Origin of the sequence: Paraburkholderia franconis, from assembly GCF_009362735.1 — a bacterium.
GTDB classification, from domain to species: Bacteria; Pseudomonadota; Gammaproteobacteria; order Burkholderiales; family Burkholderiaceae; genus Paraburkholderia; species Paraburkholderia franconis.
Genome location: NZ_WHNP01000039.1, coordinates 12,760 through 31,740, shown reverse-complemented (window position 1 = coordinate 31,740; position 18,981 = coordinate 12,760). Strand labels below are relative to the sequence as shown.

At 62.1% G+C, this 18,981-nt stretch carries 23 protein-coding genes and 1 tRNA gene; 23 read left to right on the top strand and 1 reads right to left on the bottom strand.

Annotated elements, in window-relative coordinates; all coding sequences use genetic code 11:
- The first annotated feature begins 180 nt into the window (after nt 1–180).
- The 16 genes from murA to tatC all read left to right on the top strand — a co-directional run bounded on the left by murA (nt 181) and on the right by tatC (nt 12,268).
- Complete coding sequence (gene murA / locus GCT13_RS31070) at nt 181–1,443, top strand: UDP-N-acetylglucosamine 1-carboxyvinyltransferase (protein WP_152764674.1); 1,263 nt, start codon at nt 181–183, stop codon at nt 1,441–1,443.
- A complete protein-coding gene (gene hisG / locus GCT13_RS31065; RefSeq protein ID WP_152764672.1) occupies nt 1,440–2,138 on the top strand; it encodes an ATP phosphoribosyltransferase in 699 nt (232 codons plus the stop codon). The genes murA and hisG overlap by 4 nt, the downstream gene beginning before the upstream one ends.
- 54 nt (nt 2,139–2,192) lie before the next feature.
- On the top strand, nt 2,193–3,515 hold the full coding sequence (gene hisD, locus GCT13_RS31060; protein WP_152764670.1) for a histidinol dehydrogenase: 1,323 nt from the start codon (nt 2,193–2,195) through the stop codon (nt 3,513–3,515).
- A 164-nt stretch (nt 3,516–3,679) separates the two neighbouring features.
- Nucleotides 3,680–4,750 (top strand): histidinol-phosphate transaminase, encoded by a 1,071-nt coding sequence (hisC, locus tag GCT13_RS31055; RefSeq protein WP_152764665.1) that lies wholly within the window; start codon nt 3,680–3,682, stop codon nt 4,748–4,750.
- A gap of 59 nt (nt 4,751–4,809) precedes the next feature.
- The gene (hisB, locus tag GCT13_RS31050; protein WP_152764663.1) at nt 4,810–5,397 is read left to right on the top strand and encodes an imidazoleglycerol-phosphate dehydratase HisB; all 588 of its coding nucleotides are present in this window, start codon (nt 4,810–4,812) and stop codon (nt 5,395–5,397) included.
- A gap of 43 nt (nt 5,398–5,440) precedes the next feature.
- Nucleotides 5,441–6,061, top strand: a complete 621-nt coding sequence (locus tag GCT13_RS31045; protein ID WP_152764661.1) for a MarC family protein — start codon at nt 5,441–5,443, stop codon at nt 6,059–6,061.
- Nucleotides 6,058–6,699, top strand: coding sequence for an imidazole glycerol phosphate synthase subunit HisH (hisH, locus tag GCT13_RS31040; protein WP_152764659.1), 642 nt, complete (start codon nt 6,058–6,060; stop codon nt 6,697–6,699). The genes GCT13_RS31045 and hisH overlap by 4 nt, the downstream gene beginning before the upstream one ends.
- Nucleotides 6,700–6,897: 198 nt before the next feature.
- Nucleotides 6,898–7,650, top strand: coding sequence for a 1-(5-phosphoribosyl)-5-[(5-phosphoribosylamino)methylideneamino]imidazole-4-carboxamide isomerase (gene hisA, locus GCT13_RS31035; RefSeq protein WP_087736366.1), 753 nt, complete (start codon nt 6,898–6,900; stop codon nt 7,648–7,650).
- Nucleotides 7,651–7,809: 159 nt separating this feature from the next.
- Nucleotides 7,810–8,583, top strand: a complete 774-nt coding sequence (gene hisF / locus GCT13_RS31030; RefSeq protein ID WP_152764657.1) for an imidazole glycerol phosphate synthase subunit HisF — start codon at nt 7,810–7,812, stop codon at nt 8,581–8,583.
- Nucleotide 8,584: 1 nt separating this feature from the next.
- On the top strand, nt 8,585–8,995 hold the full coding sequence (gene hisI, locus GCT13_RS31025) for a phosphoribosyl-AMP cyclohydrolase (RefSeq protein ID WP_087736364.1): 411 nt from the start codon (nt 8,585–8,587) through the stop codon (nt 8,993–8,995).
- Nucleotides 8,992–9,366 (top strand): phosphoribosyl-ATP diphosphatase, encoded by a 375-nt coding sequence (locus tag GCT13_RS31020; protein ID WP_152764655.1) that lies wholly within the window; start codon nt 8,992–8,994, stop codon nt 9,364–9,366. Before hisI ends, GCT13_RS31020 begins: the two co-directional genes overlap by 4 nt.
- A 110-nt stretch (nt 9,367–9,476) precedes the next feature.
- Nucleotides 9,477–9,872, top strand: coding sequence for a DUF4870 family protein (locus GCT13_RS31015; RefSeq protein ID WP_152764653.1), 396 nt, complete (start codon nt 9,477–9,479; stop codon nt 9,870–9,872).
- Between the two features lie 44 nt (nt 9,873–9,916).
- Entirely contained in the window at nt 9,917–10,282 is a 366-nt protein-coding gene (locus GCT13_RS31010; protein ID WP_152764651.1) for a histidine triad nucleotide-binding protein, read from the top strand.
- 323 nt (nt 10,283–10,605) lie between these two features.
- Nucleotides 10,606–10,842, top strand: a complete 237-nt coding sequence (tatA, locus tag GCT13_RS31005) for a Sec-independent protein translocase subunit TatA (protein WP_152764649.1) — start codon at nt 10,606–10,608, stop codon at nt 10,840–10,842.
- A 58-nt stretch (nt 10,843–10,900) separates the two neighbouring features.
- Entirely contained in the window at nt 10,901–11,449 is a 549-nt protein-coding gene (tatB, locus tag GCT13_RS31000) for a Sec-independent protein translocase protein TatB (protein WP_152764647.1), read from the top strand.
- Nucleotides 11,450–11,491: 42 nt separating this feature from the next.
- A complete protein-coding gene (tatC, locus tag GCT13_RS30995; protein ID WP_321574738.1) occupies nt 11,492–12,268 on the top strand; it encodes a twin-arginine translocase subunit TatC in 777 nt (258 codons plus the stop codon).
- 190 nt (nt 12,269–12,458) lie between these two features.
- On the opposite strand, the gene GCT13_RS30990 is transcribed toward tatC, so the two are convergent.
- Entirely contained in the window at nt 12,459–13,673 is a 1,215-nt protein-coding gene (locus tag GCT13_RS30990) for a Do family serine endopeptidase (RefSeq protein WP_152764645.1), read from the bottom strand.
- A gap of 20 nt (nt 13,674–13,693) precedes the next feature.
- On the opposite strand from GCT13_RS30990, the gene GCT13_RS30985 reads away from it, so the two are divergent.
- From GCT13_RS30985 to GCT13_RS30955, 7 genes are all read left to right on the top strand, one after another.
- Nucleotides 13,694–14,440, top strand: a complete 747-nt coding sequence (locus tag GCT13_RS30985) for a Nif3-like dinuclear metal center hexameric protein (RefSeq protein WP_152764643.1) — start codon at nt 13,694–13,696, stop codon at nt 14,438–14,440.
- Between the two features lie 219 nt (nt 14,441–14,659).
- Nucleotides 14,660–15,277 (top strand): ubiquinol-cytochrome c reductase iron-sulfur subunit, encoded by a 618-nt coding sequence (gene petA / locus GCT13_RS30980; RefSeq protein ID WP_152764737.1) that lies wholly within the window; start codon nt 14,660–14,662, stop codon nt 15,275–15,277.
- The gene (locus tag GCT13_RS30975) at nt 15,277–16,659 is read left to right on the top strand and encodes a cytochrome b (protein ID WP_152764641.1); all 1,383 of its coding nucleotides are present in this window, start codon (nt 15,277–15,279) and stop codon (nt 16,657–16,659) included. The genes petA and GCT13_RS30975 overlap by 1 nt, the downstream gene beginning before the upstream one ends.
- Nucleotides 16,660–16,682: 23 nt before the next feature.
- Nucleotides 16,683–17,435, top strand: a complete 753-nt coding sequence (locus GCT13_RS30970) for a cytochrome c1 (RefSeq protein WP_087736354.1) — start codon at nt 16,683–16,685, stop codon at nt 17,433–17,435.
- Between the two features lie 95 nt (nt 17,436–17,530).
- The gene (locus tag GCT13_RS30965; protein WP_006052302.1) at nt 17,531–18,142 is read left to right on the top strand and encodes a glutathione S-transferase N-terminal domain-containing protein; all 612 of its coding nucleotides are present in this window, start codon (nt 17,531–17,533) and stop codon (nt 18,140–18,142) included.
- Nucleotides 18,143–18,215: 73 nt separating this feature from the next.
- Nucleotides 18,216–18,692 carry a ClpXP protease specificity-enhancing factor gene (locus GCT13_RS30960; protein ID WP_152764639.1) on the top strand — a complete coding sequence of 159 codons (477 nt, stop codon included), beginning with the start codon at nt 18,216–18,218 and terminating at the stop codon, nt 18,690–18,692.
- Between the two features lie 19 nt (nt 18,693–18,711).
- Nucleotides 18,712–18,787: transfer RNA gene (locus GCT13_RS30955), tRNA-Thr, on the top strand.
- Nucleotides 18,788–18,981: the final 194 nt, after the last annotated feature.

Here is an 18,981-nt window from a genome sequence, read left to right as displayed (position 1 = left end):
AATAACCCGGCTGCAAGAAAGAGCGGAACAACAAGCTGCACAATAAGCTTCGGATGTAGCTGCAATTTAGCTGGAACATAAGTGCGAATTACAAAAGAGAGTCGCGACGCCGCGCACGGTGCCGCAGCAACCGCCCATAAGACGCCTGTTGGCGGACGGGCAGATCAGGAACAAACAGGCATGGACAAACTCGTGATTGAAGGCGGGCAGAAGCTCGCTGGTGAGATCGTCGTTTCGGGTGCGAAGAACGCGGCGCTGCCGATTCTCTGCGCAGGCTTGTTGAGCGCGGAGCCGGTTCACCTCGATAACGTGCCCGATCTGCAGGACGTGCGCACCACGCTGAAGCTGCTTGGCCAGATGGGCGTGCGCGCGGAAAGCGGCGACGGCAAGGTGTCGCTCGATGCGTCGAAGGTCGACAACCTCGTCGCGCCGTACGAGCTCGTGAAGACGATGCGCGCGTCGATACTCGTGCTCGGTCCGCTCGTCGCGCGTTTCGGCGAGGCGAAGGTGTCGCTGCCGGGCGGCTGCGCGATCGGCGCGCGTCCCGTCGACCAGCACATCAAGGGGCTGCAGGCGATGGGCGCCGAGATCAACATCGAGCACGGCTTCATCGAAGCGCGCGCGAAGCGTCTGAAGGGCGCGCGCATCATCACCGATATGATCACCGTCACGGGCACTGAAAACCTGCTGATGGCGGCGGTTCTCGCGGAAGGCGAAACGGTCATCGAAAACGCGGCGCGCGAGCCGGAAGTCGGCGATCTGGCGAATCTGCTCGTCGCGATGGGCGCGAAGATCGACGGCATCGGCACCGACCGCCTTGTCATTCAAGGCGTCGACAAGCTTCACGGCGCGCAGCACGCGGTCGTGCCGGACCGCATCGAAGCGGGCACGTTCCTGTGCGCGGTCGCGGCAGCTGGCGGCGATGTCACATTGCGCCATGTGCGTCCGCAGATTCTCGAAGCTGTGACGGACAAGCTGCGCGACGCAGGCGTCACGATCGAGGAAGGCGACGACTGGATGCGCGTGCGCATGAACCAGCGTCCGAAGGCCGTGTCGTTCCGCACGTCCGAGTACCCGGCGTTCCCGACCGACATGCAGGCGCAGTTCATGGCGCTCAACGCGCTGGCGGACGGCACGTCGCAAGTCGTCGAGACGATCTTCGAAAACCGCTTCATGCACGTGCAGGAGCTGAACCGTCTCGGCGCGCACATCACGATCGACGGCAATACGGCGCTCGTCAATGGCGTCGAGAAACTGTCGGGTGCGAAGGTGATGGCGACCGACCTGCGCGCGTCGGCGAGCCTCGTGATCGCGGGCCTGTGCGCGGACGGCGAAACGCTGATCGACCGCATCTACCACCTCGATCGCGGCTACGACCGGATGGAATCGAAACTCACCGCAGTCGGCGCGAAGGTGCGCCGCATCAAGGGTAATCAGGCATGAGCGAATTGCCGCAAACGTCGTTGTCGCCAGCAGTGGGCAAGCCGCTGACGCTCGCGCTGTCGAAGGGCCGCATCTTCGAGGAAACGGTGCCGCTGCTCGCGGCTGCGGGCATCGAAGTGACGGAAGACCCGGAAACGTCGCGCAAGCTGATTCTGCCGACCACCGATCCGAACCTGCGCGTGATCATCGTGCGCGCGACGGACGTGCCCACGTACGTCGAATACGGCGCCGCCGATTTCGGCGTCGCGGGCAAGGACGTGCTGATCGAGCACGGCGGCAGCGGCCTCTATCAGCCAATCGATCTGGACATCGCGCGCTGCCGGATGTCGGTGGCCGTCGCGGCGGGCTTCGACTACGCGAACGCGGTGCGCCAGGGCGCGCGCGTGCGCGTCGCCACGAAGTATGTGGAAACCGCGCGCGAGCACTTCGCGGCCAAGGGCGTGCACGTCGATCTGATCAAGCTGTACGGCTCGATGGAACTCGCGCCGCTGGTCGGCCTCGCCGACGCGATCGTCGACCTGGTCAGCTCGGGTGGCACGCTGCGCGCCAACAATCTAGTCGAGGTCGAAGAGATCATGCAGATCTCGTCGCGCCTCGTCGTGAACCAGGCGGCGCTGAAGCTCAAGCGAGCCGTGCTGGCCCCGATCCTCGACGCGTTCGAACGCGCGTCGCAACGCACCGACGCATCGGCCTGACGAAAGCTCTCGATTCGCGGCTCACTCGCGCGCCTTACCGAAACGGATACCAGCATGTCTATCAAGATTCGCAAACTCGATTCCAGCACTGAAGATTTCCAGAAGTCGCTGCATGCGGTGCTCGCGTTCGAAGCGAGCGAAGACGAAGCGATCGAGCGCTCGGTCGCGCAGATCCTGGGCGACGTGAAGGCGCGCGGCGATGCCGCCGTCCTCGAATACACGAACCGTTTCGACCGCCTGAACGCGCGGGATGTGGCCGCGCTCGAACTGCCGATGACCGAACTGGAAGCAGCACTGGAAGGGCTCGAGCCGAAGCGCCGCGCGGCACTCGAAGCGGCGGCGGCGCGCGTGCGCGGGTATCACGAGAAGCAGAAGATCGAATGCGGCAGCCATAGCTGGCAGTACACGGAAGCCGACGGCACCGTGCTCGGCCAGAAGGTGACGCCGCTCGATCGCGCAGGCATCTATGTGCCGGGCGGCAAGGCGGCGTATCCGTCGTCGGTGCTGATGAATGCGATTCCCGCGCGCGTCGCCGGCGTGCGCGAAATCGTCATGGTCGTGCCGACGCCGGACGGCGTGAAGAACCCGCTCGTGCTGGCTGCTGCGCTCTTGGGCGGCGTCGATCGCGTGTTCACGATCGGCGGCGCGCAGGCCGTCGGCGCGCTCGCGTATGGTACGCAGACCATTCCCCCTGTCGACAAGATCTGCGGGCCGGGCAATGCGTATGTCGCGTCGGCGAAGCGCCGCGTGTTCGGCACGGTCGGTATCGACATGATCGCGGGGCCGTCGGAAATCCTCGTGCTGTGCGACGGCACGACCGATCCGCGCTGGGTCGCGATGGACCTGTTCTCGCAGGCCGAGCACGACGAGCTCGCGCAATCCATTTTGCTGTGCCCGGACGACGGCTTCATCGCGCGCGTCGAAGAGGCGATCGACGAACTGCTGCCGGCGATGCCGCGCCGCGACGTGATCCGGGCTTCGCTCGAAGGGCGCGGCGCGCTGGTGAAGGTGCGCGACATGGAGCAAGCCTGCGCGATCGCCAACGACATCGCGCCGGAGCACCTAGAAATTTCCGCGCTGGAGCCGCAGCAGTGGGCGCGGCAGATTCGCCACGCGGGCGCGATCTTCCTCGGCCGCTATACGAGCGAAAGCCTCGGCGACTACTGCGCAGGGCCCAACCACGTGCTGCCTACGTCTCGTACCGCACGTTTCTCGTCGCCACTCGGCGTCTATGATTTCTTCAAGCGTTCGAGCCTGATCGAAGTGAGCGCGGACGGCGCGCAGACGCTCGGTGAAATCGCCGCCGAACTCGCATACGGCGAAGGCCTGCAGGCGCATGCGCGCAGCGCCGAATACCGGATGAAGAACATGGGCTGAACCGGCGGCGAGTTTGCTGCGTCGGACGGGCATCACGCGTGCTCTATCCAACGCAGACGCCGTTGCGAGATCGATAGAGAACTACAGAAAACTCAACCCGGGCGGCCGGCGAGCCGCCCCATTTGCGCTTTGGCCTGCCGGAGAGGGCGGCCGCGCTCAACGCCATGACGACACCTCAAGACATCATTCGCCGCGACGTGCTCGCGATGACGAGCTATCCCGTTCCCGACGCAACGGGCCTCGTGAAGCTCGACGCGATGGAAAATCCGTTTCTGCTGCCGGAAGCGCTCGCTGCGGAACTCGGCGAGCACCTGGCGGGCGTCGCGCTGAACCGCTACCCCGCGCCGCGCCCAGAGGCGCTGCTCGACAAGCTCAAGCGCGTGATGAACGTGCCGGCGAACTGCGAGGTGCTGCTCGGCAACGGTTCGGACGAATTGATCAGCATGATTTCCGTCGCGTGCTCGACGCCGGGCGCAAAGGTGCTCGCGCCTGTGCCGGGCTTCGTGATGTACGCGCTGTCGGCGAAGCTTGCGCATATGGAGTTCGTCGGCGTGCCGCTCAATGCCGATTTCACGCTCGACACGGATGCGATGCTTGCCGCGATCGCCGAGCATCGGCCCGCCGTCATTTATCTCGCGTATCCGAACAACCCGACGGGCACGCTGTACGACGCCGCCGATATGGAGCGCATCATCGCTGCGGCGAACAAGAGCCTCGTCGTGATCGACGAGGCGTATCAGCCGTTTGCGCAGCACAGCTGGATGCCGCGCGCGGGCGAGTTCGACAACGTCGTCGTGATGCGCACCGTGTCGAAGCTCGGTCTGGCTGGCATCCGGCTCGGCTATATGGCGGGCCGCACGGAATGGATCAACGAGTTCGACAAGGTGCGCCCGCCGTACAACGTCAACGTGCTGACGCAGGCGACGGCTGATTTCCTGCTCGATCACATCGAAGTGCTCGACGCACAGGCCACGCAACTGCGCGACGAACGCGCGAAGCTCGCGCAGGCCGTGGCCGCGTTGCCGGGCGCCGAAGTGTTCCCGAGCGCGGGCAATTTCCTGCTCGTGCGCGTGCCGGACGCGTCGGCGACCTTCGAAACCCTGCTCACATCGCGGGTTTTGATCAAAAACGTGAGTAAAATGCATCCATTGCTCGCGAATTGTGTGCGTTTGACAGTCGGTTCTCCGGAAGAAAACGCGCAAATGCTCGCGGCGCTGAAACTCGTGCTGAACTGATCTCTCACTTCAGCACTTCTCAACCCCATACTTTCAAAAGTCAGATTCGAGGAATTGCCATGCGCCTTGCGGAAGTCGTTCGCAACACCAGCGAAACGCAGATCCGTGTGAAGATCAACCTGGACGGCACCGGTCAGCAGAAGCTGGCCACGGGCGTGCCGTTCCTCGATCACATGCTCGACCAGATCGCCCGTCACGGGCTGATCGATCTGGACATCGAAGCGCATGGCGATACGCATATCGACGACCACCATACCGTCGAAGACGTCGGCATCACGCTGGGCCAGGCCATTGCGAAAGCGGTCGGCGACAAGAAGGGCATTCGCCGCTACGGCCATTCGTACGTGCCGCTGGACGAAGCGCTGTCGCGCGTCGTGATCGACTTTTCCGGCCGTCCGGGGCTCGAATTCCATGTGCCGTTCACGCGCGCGCGCATCGGCACGTTCGACGTCGATCTTTCCATCGAGTTTTTCCGCGGCTTCGTGAATCATGCGGGCGTGACGCTGCATATCGACAACCTGCGCGGACTGAACGCGCATCACCAGATGGAAACGGTGTTCAAGGCGTTCGGCCGCGCGCTGCGCATGGCCGTCGAACTGGACGAACGCGCGGCGGGGCAGATTCCGTCGACCAAGGGCAGCCTCTGAGCGACAGAACCGGACCGGCCGCGCCGCGCGCGTCCGGCTTGCGATGGATATCCTCAAGTCGTTTATTTCGCTGCTGGCGCTGATCAATCCCGTCGGCGCGATACCGTTCTTTCTGAGTCTGACGTCGCAGCAATCGGCCGCCGAGCAGCGCCGCACGATCCGGATCGCATCGATTTCTGTGTTCTGCGTAATCGCCGTGACGACGCTGCTGGGGCAGCAGATCATCAGCTTCTTCGGCATTTCGGTCGGATCGCTTGAAGTTGGCGGCGGCATCATCATGTTGCTGATGTCGATCAACATGCTGAACGCGCAGATCGGCAATGCCCGCTCGACGCCCGAAGAGCGTCACGAAGCCGAACTGAAGGACAACGTCGCCGTCGTGCCGCTCGCGATTCCGCTGCTGACGGGCCCGGGCTCGATCAGTACGGTCATTGTCTATTCGGCCAGCTTTCATCATTGGTACGACCGCGTTAGTCTGATCGTCATCGGTGCCGTGATTGCGGCGCTCTGTTTCGGGTCGCTGAGTCTTGCCGAACCGATCGCCCGCTGGGTCGGCCGGACGGGCATCAATATCGGCACGCGGTTGATGGGTTTGATGTTGTCGGCGCTGGCGGTGGAGTTCATCGTCGACGGATTGAAGGCGTTGCTGCCTAACTTGAAATGAAAACTTCGATTGCGATTGTAGATTACGGAATGGGCAACCTGCGCTCGGTCGCGCAGGCGTTGAAGAAAGCTGCGCCGGAAGCGGACGTGGCGATCGTCGACAAGCCTGAAGCCATCCGTTCGGCAGACCGAGTGGTGCTGCCGGGCCAGGGCGCGATGCCCGACTGCATGCGCTCGCTCGGCGAATCCGGCTTGCAGGATGCCGTCGTCGAAGCGTCGCGTACCAAGCCGCTGATGGGCGTGTGCGTCGGCGAGCAGATGCTGTTCGACTGGAGCGCGGAAGGCGACACGAAGGGCCTCGGCCTGCTGCCGGGCAAGGTCGTGCGCTTCGAGCTGGACGGCCAGCTGCAGGACGACGGCTCGCGCTTCAAGGTGCCGCAAATGGGCTGGAACCGCGTCCGTCAGGTCGTGCAGCACCCGCTGTGGGATGGCGTCCCCGACAACGCGTTCTTCTATTTCGTGCACAGTTATTACGTCGTGCCCGAGAACGCGTCGCACACGTCGGGCGAGACGGTGTACGGCGTGCCCTTTACCTCGGCGGTGGCGCGGGATAACATTTTTGCGACCCAATTCCATCCGGAAAAGAGCGCCGACGCGGGTTTGCGCGTGTATCGCAACTTCGTACACTGGAATCCCTGATCCCTGTCGTCAGCATCTTGAACCGTCCATGTTTCCCTTCCGGTCCGACTGCCTTGCTCAGATGCATATGCATACGCTGCCCGTTGGCAAGCTCGCCGAAAGACATGTACTAAACTAGCGGAACGGCCTGGCGCGGGCCACAGCCGGATTTCCCGCCAGCCGAACTTCAACTTTCTTCCCAGATACCACCCGATTGCTATGCTGCTGATCCCCGCCATCGACCTGAAAGACGGTCAGTGTGTACGCCTCAAACAGGGCGATATGGACCAGGCGACGATTTTCCACGAGGAACCGCAGGTGATGGCCCGGCATTGGGTCGATCGTGGCGCGCGGCGCCTGCACCTCGTCGACCTGAATGGCGCGTTTGCCGGCAAGCCGAAGAACGAAGACGCGATCAGAGCGATCATCGAGGAAGTCGGTGGCGAGATTCCCGTGCAGCTCGGCGGCGGCATCCGCGATCTGAACACGATCGAGCGCTATCTGGACGACGGCCTCGAGTACGTGATCATCGGCACGGCGGCGGTGAAGAATCCGGGCTTCCTGCTCGAAGCGTGCACGGCGTTTGGCGGACATATCATCGTCGGCCTCGACGCGAAGGACGGCAAGGTGGCCACCGACGGCTGGAGCAAGCTGACGGGTCACGAAGTAGCCGATCTCGCGCGCAAGTTCGAGGACTACGGCTGCGAATCGATCATCTACACGGACATCGGCCGCGACGGCATGCTCCAGGGCATCAACATCGAAGCGACGGTGCGCCTCGCGCGCGCGGTGAAGATCCCTGTGATCGCGAGCGGCGGCCTGTCGAACATGGGCGATATCGAAGCGCTGTGCGAAGTGGAAGCCGAAGGGATCGAAGGCGTGATCTGCGGCCGCGCGATCTATTCGGGCGACCTCGACTTTGCCGCGGCGCAGACGCGCGCGGACCGTTTGCGCGAATCGGATGACGCCTGAGCGTCGGGCGTTTTGCGCAAACGGCTACGCCCGATATGTGTGAGCGCACGTTGCGCGGCGGCCCGTGTGCCGGCCCGAAGTCGGACTTTTTCCGCTCTCCTGCGAATCGCGAATGGATGAGCGCCCTCACCAGCGGTATTGGCAAGAACTCGCAAGATCATGGCTTTAGCTAAACGCATCATCCCCTGTCTGGACGTCACGGCTGGCCGCGTGGTCAAGGGTGTCAATTTCGTCGAGCTGCGCGACGCGGGCGATCCCGTCGAAATCGCGCGCCGCTACGACGAGCAGGGCGCAGACGAACTCACGTTCCTCGACATTACGGCTACGTCTGACCAGCGCGACCTGATCCTGCCGATCATCGAAGCGGTGGCCTCGCAGGTGTTCATTCCGCTGACGGTCGGCGGCGGCGTGCGCGCCGTCGAAGACGTGCGGCGCCTCTTGAACGCGGGCGCCGACAAGGTCAGCATGAATTCGTCGGCAGTGGCGAATCCGCAGCTCGTGCGCGACGCGACGGACAAATACGGTTCGCAGTGCATCGTCGTCGCGATCGACGCGAAGCGCGTGTCGGCGGACGGCGAGACGCCGCGCTGGGAAGTGTTCACGCACGGCGGCCGCAAGAATACGGGCCTCGACGCAGTGGAGTGGGCGCGCAAGATGGCCGAATTCGGCGCTGGCGAAATCCTGCTGACCAGCATGGACCGCGACGGCACGAAGAGCGGCTTCGACATTGCGCTGACGCGCGCCGTGTCGGACGCGGTGCCCGTCCCCGTGATCGCGTCGGGCGGCGTCGGCTCGCTGCAGCATCTCGCCGACGGCATCAAGCAAGGCCGCGCGGATGCCGTGCTGGCCGCGAGCATCTTCCACTATGGCGAGCACACGGTCGGCGAGTGCAAGCGCTTCATGGCCGATCAAGGCATTTCGGTGAGGTTGTAACGTGGTCAATCCGTCTGAAGTCAGCTGGCTCGACAAGGTGAAGTGGGACGCGAATGGTCTCGTGCCGGCGATCGCGCAGGAAGCGTCGACTAACGACGTGCTGATGTTCGCGTGGATGAACCGCGAAGCGCTGTCGAAGACGATCGAAACGGGCCGCGCGGTCTATTTTTCGCGCTCGCGGCAGCGCCTGTGGTTCAAGGGCGAAGAGTCGGGCCACGTGCAGCATGTGCGCGAAGTGCGCCTAGACTGCGACGAAGACGTCGTGCTGCTGAAGGTCGAGCAGATATCGGGCATCGCGTGCCATACCGGCCGGCACTCGTGCTTTTTCCAGAAATTCGAAGGCTCGGCCGATTCCGGCAACTGGGTTGCCGTCGATCCCGTACTGAAAGACCCCGAACACATCTACAAATGACGCAAAACTCGCAATCGACGGGCGACACGCTTCAGCGTCTCGCGGCCGTCATCGACAGCCGCAAGGGTGGCGATCCCGACGTTTCGTACGTGTCGCGCCTCTTCCATAAAGGCGACGACGCGGTGCTTAAGAAGATCGGCGAAGAGGCCACGGAAGTCGTGCTCGCCGCGAAGGACGTGCGTCTGGGCGCGGAACGCAAGGCGCTCGTCGGCGAAGTCGCCGACTTGTGGTTTCACTGCCTCGTGATGCTGTCGCACTTCGACCTGAATCCCGCCGACGTGCTCGCCGAGCTGGAGCGCCGCGAAGGCCTGTCGGGCATCGAGGAAAAGGCCTTGCGCAAGAGCCGCGAACGCGAGCGCAACGGCGACTGAACTCGTCCGATTCAAGCAATAGCAGGCTCGGGTTCAGGATCGGCGAGACAAGGCGACGCAGCACCGGCACAGCAACAGTATCCAGTCGCACCCTCGAGGAGGACGCATACATGGAACAGTCGCAGGGCGGATATCCGCCACCGTCGTATCAGAGCGCAATCGAAATCGACCGGCAGCGCAGCCTGCGCACGCTGACGCATATCATCTACGCGCTCTACGCCGTCTATTGGCTGACGGGCGGGATTTCGGTGCTGATCGCGATCATCCTCAACTACATCAAGCGGCCGGAGACAATCGGCACGCCGTACGAAGCGCACTTCGACTGGCAGATCCGCACGTTCTGGATGGGGCTGATCGGGCATCTGATCGGCGTCGCGCTCTTTATCGTGCTGATCGGCGTGCCCATCTTGTGGGCTGTCGCGATATGGACGTTGTACCGTATCATCAAAGGCTGGCTGTTCCTGTACGACAACAAGCCGCTGGCGAATCCGCGCAGCTGGTTCTGACACTCGCCGAGTGCTGCGCGCTGCGTTTGGCGTCCATCGAGACCATGAGCCACGATCCGAACTGCCTTTTCTGCAAGATCGCCGCGGGCGAGATTCCGTCGACGAAAGTCCACGAGGACGACGAGTTTGTCGCGTTCCGCGACATCCGCCCCGCGGCGGAGACGCATGTGCTCGTGATACCGCGCAAGCACATCGAAACGCTGTCGAATTGCACCGAAGGCGATGCCGCTCTGCTTGGTAAAATGTTGATATTGGTTGCGCGTCTCGCCGAACAGCTGGGCGTCGCATACAAGGGCGGCCAGACGGGCTTCCGCACGGTCATCAACACGGGGCCGGGCGGCGGGCAGGAGGTCTACCACCTGCACGCCCATCTGCTGGCGGGGCCGCGTCCGTGGCTGCGGATGGGCTGAACGCGTGCCGGCCGCAGGGCGCTTGTGCTGCCGCCCGTTCGGCGCTGACCCAGACAGCATTAATTCGCCGCCCAGGCATTTTGACTGCGCACAATGGCGAAACCCATAGCCGAAGTCGCTGTTCTATGTAGGGATGTAACGACAGCGACCCGCAGACATGCTCATAATGAGCGAGGGTCCAGGCTAACGGGCGCCGACACGAATTCCGCCTGGTCGGCAGGTTTTACACACGGGGCGCATTCGGAACGCCGCGCTTCGATTCACGCCGCAAGGCACACGATTGCCGTCGCCAGGCACGACGGCGGGGGTTAAGGAGATTTTTCATGGGTTCATTGAGTATTTGGCACTGGCTGATCGTTCTGCTGATCGTCGCACTGGTGTTCGGCACCAAGAAGCTGCGCAATATCGGCAGCGATCTGGGCGGCGCGGTGAAGGGCTTCAAGGAAGGGATGAAGGAAAGCGAATCGTCTGAGGCGCAGCAGCGTGACCAGCTGTCGCGCTCGAATACCGTCGATGTCGACGCAAAGGAAAAGGCGCCGCATTCCGGCGATTCCCGCTAATCCGGCGTAAGCCGCACGCTCGCGCTGACGAGGCGCGCACTGAGGGGAAGCCCAATCCATGCTGGACCTCGGTTTGACCAAGATGGCGTTGATCGGCGTTGTCGCGCTGGTCGTGCTCGGGCCGGAGCGGCTGCCGCGCGTCGCGCGCACGGCCGGCGCGCTGTTCGGCCGCGCGCAGCGCTATATCAATGACGTGAAGGCCGAAGTCACACGCGAAATCGAACTCGACGAATTGCGCCGCATGAAGACGGACTTCGAATCGGCGGCGCAAAACGTCCAGTCGACGATTCACGAGAATCTGCGCAAGCATGAAGCCGAACTGAACGAGGCGTGGGCGCAGGGCACGTCGGTGTCGCCGAGCATTGCAGGCGGCGCGGTGGAAAGCGAGGCGTTGGCCACGGCGGATTCGTCCGCCGCGTCGGACGGCACGTCCTGGCACAGCAACAGCGCGTCCGCAGCCAAACGCAAGAACTGGCGCGTCAAGCAGACAGCCGCGCCGACCTGGTACAAACGCGCCACGTTGCGGCGCACGCGTGTCCAATCGGGGGCGGCGCGCGTTGCACGGCATACGCCCGTTAGTCTGCGCCGGCCGACACGTTTCTTCTGATCTTCCGATGTCCCGCGCATCAATCTCCAACCGAGGGCCGGTGTGAGCGACCCCCAAAATCAGAACGAAGGCGCTGAAGAGACCTTCATCTCGCATCTCGTCGAGCTGCGCGACCGCATCATTCGCGCCGGCATTTCGGTGATCGTCGTGTTCGTCGGGCTCGTGTATTGGGCGCCGGACATCTTCCGGCTGCTTGCCCGTCCGCTGATGAACAATCTGCCGAAGGACGGCAAGATGATCGTCACCGACGTCACCGGCTCGTTCTTCGTGCCGATGAAAGTGACGATGCTCGTCGCCTTCGTGATCGCATTGCCGTTCGTGCTGTATCAGATCTGGGCGTTCGTCGCGCCCGGTCTCTATCAGCATGAGAAGAAGCTGGTCGGGCCGCTCGTCGGCAGCAGCTACACGCTGTTTCTGTGCGGCATGGCGTTCGCGTACTTCGTGGTGTTTCCGACCATCTTTCGCGTGATGGCGCATTACAACGCGCCGCTCGGCGCGGAAATGACGACGGACATCGACAACTATCTGAGCTTCGTGCTGACGATGTTCATTGCCTTCGGCGTGACGTTCGAAGTGCCGATCGTCGTCGTGCTGCTCGTGCGGATGGGCGTGCTGACGGTGAAAAAGCTCAAGGAGATCCGGCCGTATGTGATCGTCGGCGCGTTCGTCATATCGGCCGTGGTGACGCCGCCGGACGTGTTCTCGCAGCTGATTCTCGCGATTCCGCTGATCGTGCTCTACGAAGCGGGGATCATCGCGGCGCGCCTCTTCGTAAGCAAGCCGGTGACCGCGGAGAACGAAGAGAAGGCGGCGAGCTGACGGCCCGGCCGGTCATACTGGCGAAGGCTCCCGGGCCGAGTGGCAGTTGACACAGTAAGCCGACAAAGCAGCGGACAGCAAAAAGGGCAGTGCTCCATCGGAGACTGCCCTTTTTCTTTGCGTTGCAGCCGGTTTCGCGCTTGTGAGGCGCGTCACATCGCCGCGGCTGGTGGTTTTGGTTCAGCAGGCTCTAGCCGCCGTCGTCGCCCTGATCGTCGCCTTCGTCGGACGGCTGCTTCGGTGGCGGCGGGCGCTTGCCGATCATCACCGTCAGATCCATTTCCTTGTTCTTTCGCACCAGATGCACTTTCGCGCCCGTACCGGGCTTGATCTGCGCGATGACGTTTAGCAGGCGCGTCGTGTCGGTGATGTCCTGGCCGTTGACCGATACCAGGATGTCGCCGGGCTTGATGCCCGCCTTGTCGGCGGGGCCGCCCTTCAGCACGCCCGCAACGATCGCGCCCGATTTCTGGTCGAGCCCGAACGATTCGGCGATCTCAGGCGTCACGTCCTGCGGTTCGACGCCGATCCAGCCGCGCGTTACGGTGCCCGTCGTAATGATGCTCTCCAGCACGCTGCGCGCCGTCGACACGGGAATGGCGAAACCGATGCCGAGCGAGCCGCCCGAGCGCGAGTAGATGGCCGTATTGATGCCGAGCAGATTGCCGTTCACGTCGACGAGCGCGCCGCCCGAGTTGCCGGGATTGATCGGCGCGTCGGTCTGGATGAAGTTCTCGAACGTGTTGATGCCGAGGTGATTGCGGCCGAGCGCGCTGACGATGCCCATCGTGACCGTCTGCCCGACGCCGAACGGATTGCCGATCGCGAGCACGACGTCGCCCACGCGCGTCTGGTCCATGCGGCCGAGCGTGATGGTCGGCAGATTGGTCATGTTGACCTTGAGCACGGCGAGATCGGTTTCGGGATCGACGCCGATCACCTTCGCGTCCGTCGTGCGGCCGTCAGCGAGCGCGATTTCGATCTGATCCGCGCCGTCCACGACGTGCTGGTTCGTTAGAATGTAACCTTCCGAACTCACGATAACTCCCGAGCCCAGGTTGGCTGCGGGTTGCTCCTGCTGCTTGCGGTTCCGGTCGCCGAAGAAGTAGCGAAAGAGAGGGTCTTTGGCGCGCGGATCGGGCGGAAGCGATCCGTCCTTGCTAGAGAACACGTTGACGACGGCGGGCATTGCCTTTTGCGCCGCGTCGGCATAGGAATTTTGCACAGCGCCGCCGTTGCCGATCCCGGGTGCTACCTCGCGCAACGCGACGATCGGCTCGGCCAGTTGCTTGCCGAACTGCCCTTGACGTTGCAGCCATTGTGGTTTGAGCGTCGCAATGATGAACATCAGCGCCAGCAGCACGGTCACCGCTTGGGCGAAGAACAGCCAAAAGCGTCTGAGCATCTGAAAAATTAGAGGGATATATGGATCGGATCGAACTCGAATTGTACTTGAACAATCTCCTTGAAACTTCGCGCTTCAAGGACTATTGCCCGAACGGCCTGCAGGTCGAAGGGCGGCGCAAGATCGACAAGATTGCGACAGGTGTGACCGCGTCGTTGGCCTTTCTGGAGGCCGCGCTGGAGTGGGGCGCCGATGCCGTGCTGGTCCATCACGGCTACTTCTGGCGCAACGAGCCGCCGCAGATCACCGGCCGGAAATACCAGCGGCTCAAGGCGCTGATCGCCAACGATCTGAGTCTGTTTGCCTTCCATTTGCCACTCGACGATCACCCCGTCTACGGCAACAACGCGCAACTTGGCGCGAAGCTTGGACTGATCGGTGAATCGCACTTCGGCGAGAACGACATCGGCTGGATGACCACGCTGCCGATGCCGGTCACGCTCGCTCACTTTGCCGCACAAGTTGAGCATACGCTTGCTCGGGCTCCCCTGGTGCTCGGCGATCCCGACCAGGAATTACGGCGTGTTGCATGGTGCACGGGCGCCGCGCAAGGCTATTTCGAGGCCGCGATCGAAGCGGGCGCGGACGTCTATCTGACGGGCGAGATTTCTGAGCCGATCACGCATATGTCGGCGGAAAGCGGCGTCGCCTTTCTCGCCGCCGGCCACCACGCCACCGAGCGCTACGGCGTGCAGGCGCTCGGCGCGCATCTGTCCGAACAGTTCGAAATCGAACACCTCTTTATCGATATTCATAATCCGGTCTGAATAACGATCCGATTACGCGACAAAAAAGCTTTAAAAACGGAGGACGTGCTTAATAAAGGCCGCAAAAATGTTTGAGATCCGTGCGGGAAAACCCTGATTTATCAATGACTTCGCACGGTTTTTGGCAATCGGCCCTTGTAAATGCTGACTCCATTCGAGCAAACTAGCGGCGGTAGAGCCGACGTGAAGGAAAAATCCAACTCAGAAGTGGGGCGTGTGATGCGAGACAAGGAAGATGAACGCGTCGATGGCAGCCGCCGTAGCTGGCTGATTGCGACGACCGTAGCAGGTGGCATCGGAGGAGTCGCCACCGTCGTACCCTTTGTTAGTTCATTTGCACCATCCGAAAAGGCCAAGGCGGCGGGAGCCCCCGTCGAAGTCGATATCTCCAACCTGAAGCCCGGCGACATGCTGACCGTCGCATGGCGCGGCAAGCCTGTGTGGATCATCAACCGCACCGACAAGATGCTGGCCGACGTCCAGAAGGCAGACAAAGAAGTCGCTGACCCCGAAACCAAGAACCCTTTTTCGCTGCCCGAGCCCGATTACTGCAAGAACGAGTTCCGCTCGCGTGCCGATCATAAGAACCTTTTCGTTGCCGTCGCGGTGTGCACCCACCTTGGCTGCACGCCGACACCCCGCTTCCAGGAAGGCGCGCAGCCAAACCTGCCCGACGACTGGCCCGGCGGCTTCCTCTGCCCGTGCCACGGCTCGACCTATGACATGGCCGGCCGCGTCTTCAAGAACAAACCTGCGCCGCAAAACCTCGATATCCCGCCTTATATGATCACCGGCACCACGCTCGTGATCGGCAAGGACGAGAAAGGAGAAGCGTAATGGCGACAACCGAAAAAGAGTTGGAAACGACGGGGCTGACGGGCTGGATCGATCGCCGTTTTCCAATGACGGCGACGTGGAAAGCGCACGTCTCCGAGTACTACGCGCCGAAGAACTTCAACTTCTGGTACTTCTTCGGCTCGCTCGCGCTGCTGGTGCTGGTGAATCAGATCGTCACCGGCATCTTCCTGACGATGAACTACAAGCCCGACTCGATGACGGCGTTCGCATCGGTCGAGTACATCATGCGCGAAGTGCCGTGGGGCTGGCTGATCCGCTACATGCACTCGACGGGCGCATCGATGTTCTTCGTCGTCGTGTATCTGCACATGTTCCGCGGGCTGCTGTACGGTTCGTACCGCAAGCCGCGCGAGCTCGTGTGGATCTTCGGCTGCGCGATCTTCCTTAGCCTGATGGCGGAAGCGTTCTTCGGCTATCTGCTGCCGTGGGGCCAGATGTCCTTCTGGGGCGCGCAGGTGATCGTGAACCTGTTCTCGGCGATTCCGTTCATCGGCCCGGACCTGTCGCTGTGGATTCGCGGCGACTACGTCGTGTCGGACGTCACGCTGAACCGCTTCTTCGCGTTCCATGTGATCGCGATTCCGCTGGTGCTGCTGCTGCTCGTGTTCGTGCACATCGTCGCGCTGCACGAAGTGGGGTCGAACAATCCCGACGGCATCGAGATCAAGGCGAAGAAGGATTCGAAGGGCATTCCTCTCGACGGCATTCCGTTCCATCCGTACTACTCGGTGCACGACTTCATGGGCGTGTGCATCTTCCTGATGGTGTTCGCGGCGATCATCTTCTTCGCGCCAGAGATGGGCGGGTACTTCCTCGAAGCGAACAATTTCATTCCGGCGAATCCGCTGCAGACGCCGCCTGAAATCGCTCCCGTCTGGTACTTCACCGCGTTCTACGCGATGCTGCGCGCGACCACGGACCCGTTCAAGATCGTGCTGATGATCGTGATCGGCCTGTTGGGCCTGTTTGCGCTGGTGCGTGCACGCGGTAAGTGGAAGTTCGGTCTGCCCGTGCTCGCAGTTCTCGTGATTCTGGCGATGGCGTTCACCGAGTCGAAGTTCTGGGGCGTGGTGGTGATGGGCAGCGCGGTGGTGTCGCTGTTCTTCCTGCCGTGGCTCGACCGGTCGCCTGTGAAGTCGATCCGTTACCGGCCGTTCTTCCACAAGGTGTTTTACGCGATCTTCGTGCTGGCCTTCCTGACGCTGGCGTTCCTCGGAACGAAGCCGCCGTCGCCGGCCGCGACGCTGATCGCGCAGATTTGCGCACTGATCTACTTCGCGTTCTTCCTTGGCATGCCGTTCTGGACGCCGCTTGGCAAGTTCAAGCAGCCGCCAGAACGAGTGCGGTTCAAACCCCACTAACCGCGAGCCAGGAGAAAACGAAGATGAAAAAACTGCTTTCGACGCTCGCGCTGCTCGGCGCAACGGCGCTGGCGCTGTCCACGGCACCCGTTCGCGCGGACGAAATCCCGCTCGACCGCGCGCCCGACAACACCGAAAATATTGCCTCGTTGCAGCACGGCGCCCAATTGTTTGTAAACTACTGCCTGAATTGCCACAGCGCGAGCCTGATGCGTTACAGCCGATTGCAGGATATCGGCATTTCGCAGAAGGAAATTGAAAAAAACCTGTTGTTCACGACAGATAAAGTCGGCAACACGATGACGGTCGCAATGCGCCCCGACGACGCGAAAGCGTGGTTTGGCGCGACGCCGCCGGATCTGTCCGTGGAAGCGCGCGCAAAGAACCGTGACTGGCTGTACACGTATTTGCGCGGTTTCTACCGCGATGACACACGGCCGACAGGCTGGAACAATATCGTGTACGAAAACGTGAGCATGCCTCACGTGCTGTGGCAGCTTCAGGGGCAACGAACGGCGAAGTTCGAAGACGAAGTCGACGAAGAGACGAAGGAAAAGGTCAAGAAATTCGTGGGCTTCCAGCAGGTCACGCCGGGGACGATGTCACCGGTGGATTATGATTCTGCTGTGGCCGACCTCGTGTCGTACCTTTCATGGATGTCCGAACCGACGCAGAAAACCCGTCGTCAGCTTGGCGTGTGGGTGCTGCTGTTCCTCGGCGTTCTGAGCTTTTTCGCCTGGCGACTGAACGCCGCGTACTGGAAAGATATCAAATAGTCACACCGTGACGGGTGTGGGGCCGGCGCAAGGGAAGACCTGCAGGACGGTTTTCCCGCTCGCTGGCCCTTTAAGTTTTTTGAGGAAACGCAAACATGATGGTTCTGTATTCCGGCACTACTTGCCCGTTCTCCCAGCGCTGCCGGCTGGTGTTGTTCGAAAAGGGCATGGACTTCGAAATCCGCGACGTCGACCTGTTCAATAAACCGGAAGACATCGCCGTGATGAATCCGTATGGTCAGGTGCCGATTCTCGTCGAACGGGACCTGATCCTCTATGAATCGAACATCATCAACGAGTATATCGACGAGCGCTTCCCGCATCCGCAGCTGATGCCCGCGGACCCCGTCCAGCGTGCCCGCGCGCGCCTGTTCTTGCTGAACTTCGAGAAGGAGCTGTTCGTCCACGTCGGCACGCTCGAAAACGAGAAGGGCAAGGCTGCAGAGAAGAATCACGAGAAGGCACGCCTCGCGATCCGCGACCGCCTGACGCAACTTGCGCCGATTTTCCTGAAGAACAAGTACATGCTCGGCGAAGAGTTCTCGATGCTCGACGTCGCGATCGCGCCGCTGCTGTGGCGTCTGGATCACTACGGCATCGAACTGTCGAAGAACGCCGCGCCGCTGATGAAGTACGCCGAGCGTATTTTCAGCCGTCCGGCCTATATCGAAGCGCTGACGCCGTCGGAAAAGGTGATGCGCCGCTGAGTTTGAGATTGGCTTCGGGTGAGGCGTGTGGCGGTGGTTCGGTCCACGCGTCTGCCCGGCACGAGGACAGTTGATGCAAGAGATTTCCACGAAGCCGTACCTGCTGCGCGCGCTGTACGAATGGTGCACCGACAACGGCTATACGCCGCATATCGCGGTGCGTGTCGATAACCAGACGCGCGTGCCGCGCCAGTTCGTGCGCGACAACGAGATCGTGTTGAACATCAGCTTCGAGGCGACGAGCCAGCTGCAGATGGGCAACGAGTGGATCGAGTTCCACGCGCGCTTTTCGGGCAAGTCGCACAAGATCGAGGTGCCTGTCGCGAACGTGCTCGCCATCTACGCGCGGGAGAACGGGCAGGGTATGGCGTTCCCGGTCGAATCGGCGGGTGGCGAGGCGACGGATTCCGCGGACGACGAAACCGTGATCGCCGATGAGCCGGAAGCGACCGCGGCGGCGGAAAAAGTCAGCGAAACCGATGAAGAACCGCGTCCCGACGACGATGGAACCAAGGGCGGCGGAAGAGGCCACCTCAAAGTCGTGAAATGAAGTAGAATCGCGGTCTTATGCCGGCTTAGCTCATCTGGTAGAGCAGTTGATTTGTAATCATCAGGTGGCGGGTTCGAGTCCTGCAGCCGGCACCAGTATGACCAAGGGGTTGCAGACATTTTGTCTGCAACCCCTTTTCTATTTTCAGACCCTCCAGACCCAGTAGATTTCGGCAACTCGCAATAACGCGGCGAATATTTGCCTGCCGCGTTTCGCCCGGCAATGACCCATCCGCTGACATTGCAGCTGCTGCAACTGCCCGTGACGTGCGCAACCGGTGGGGCGCTGC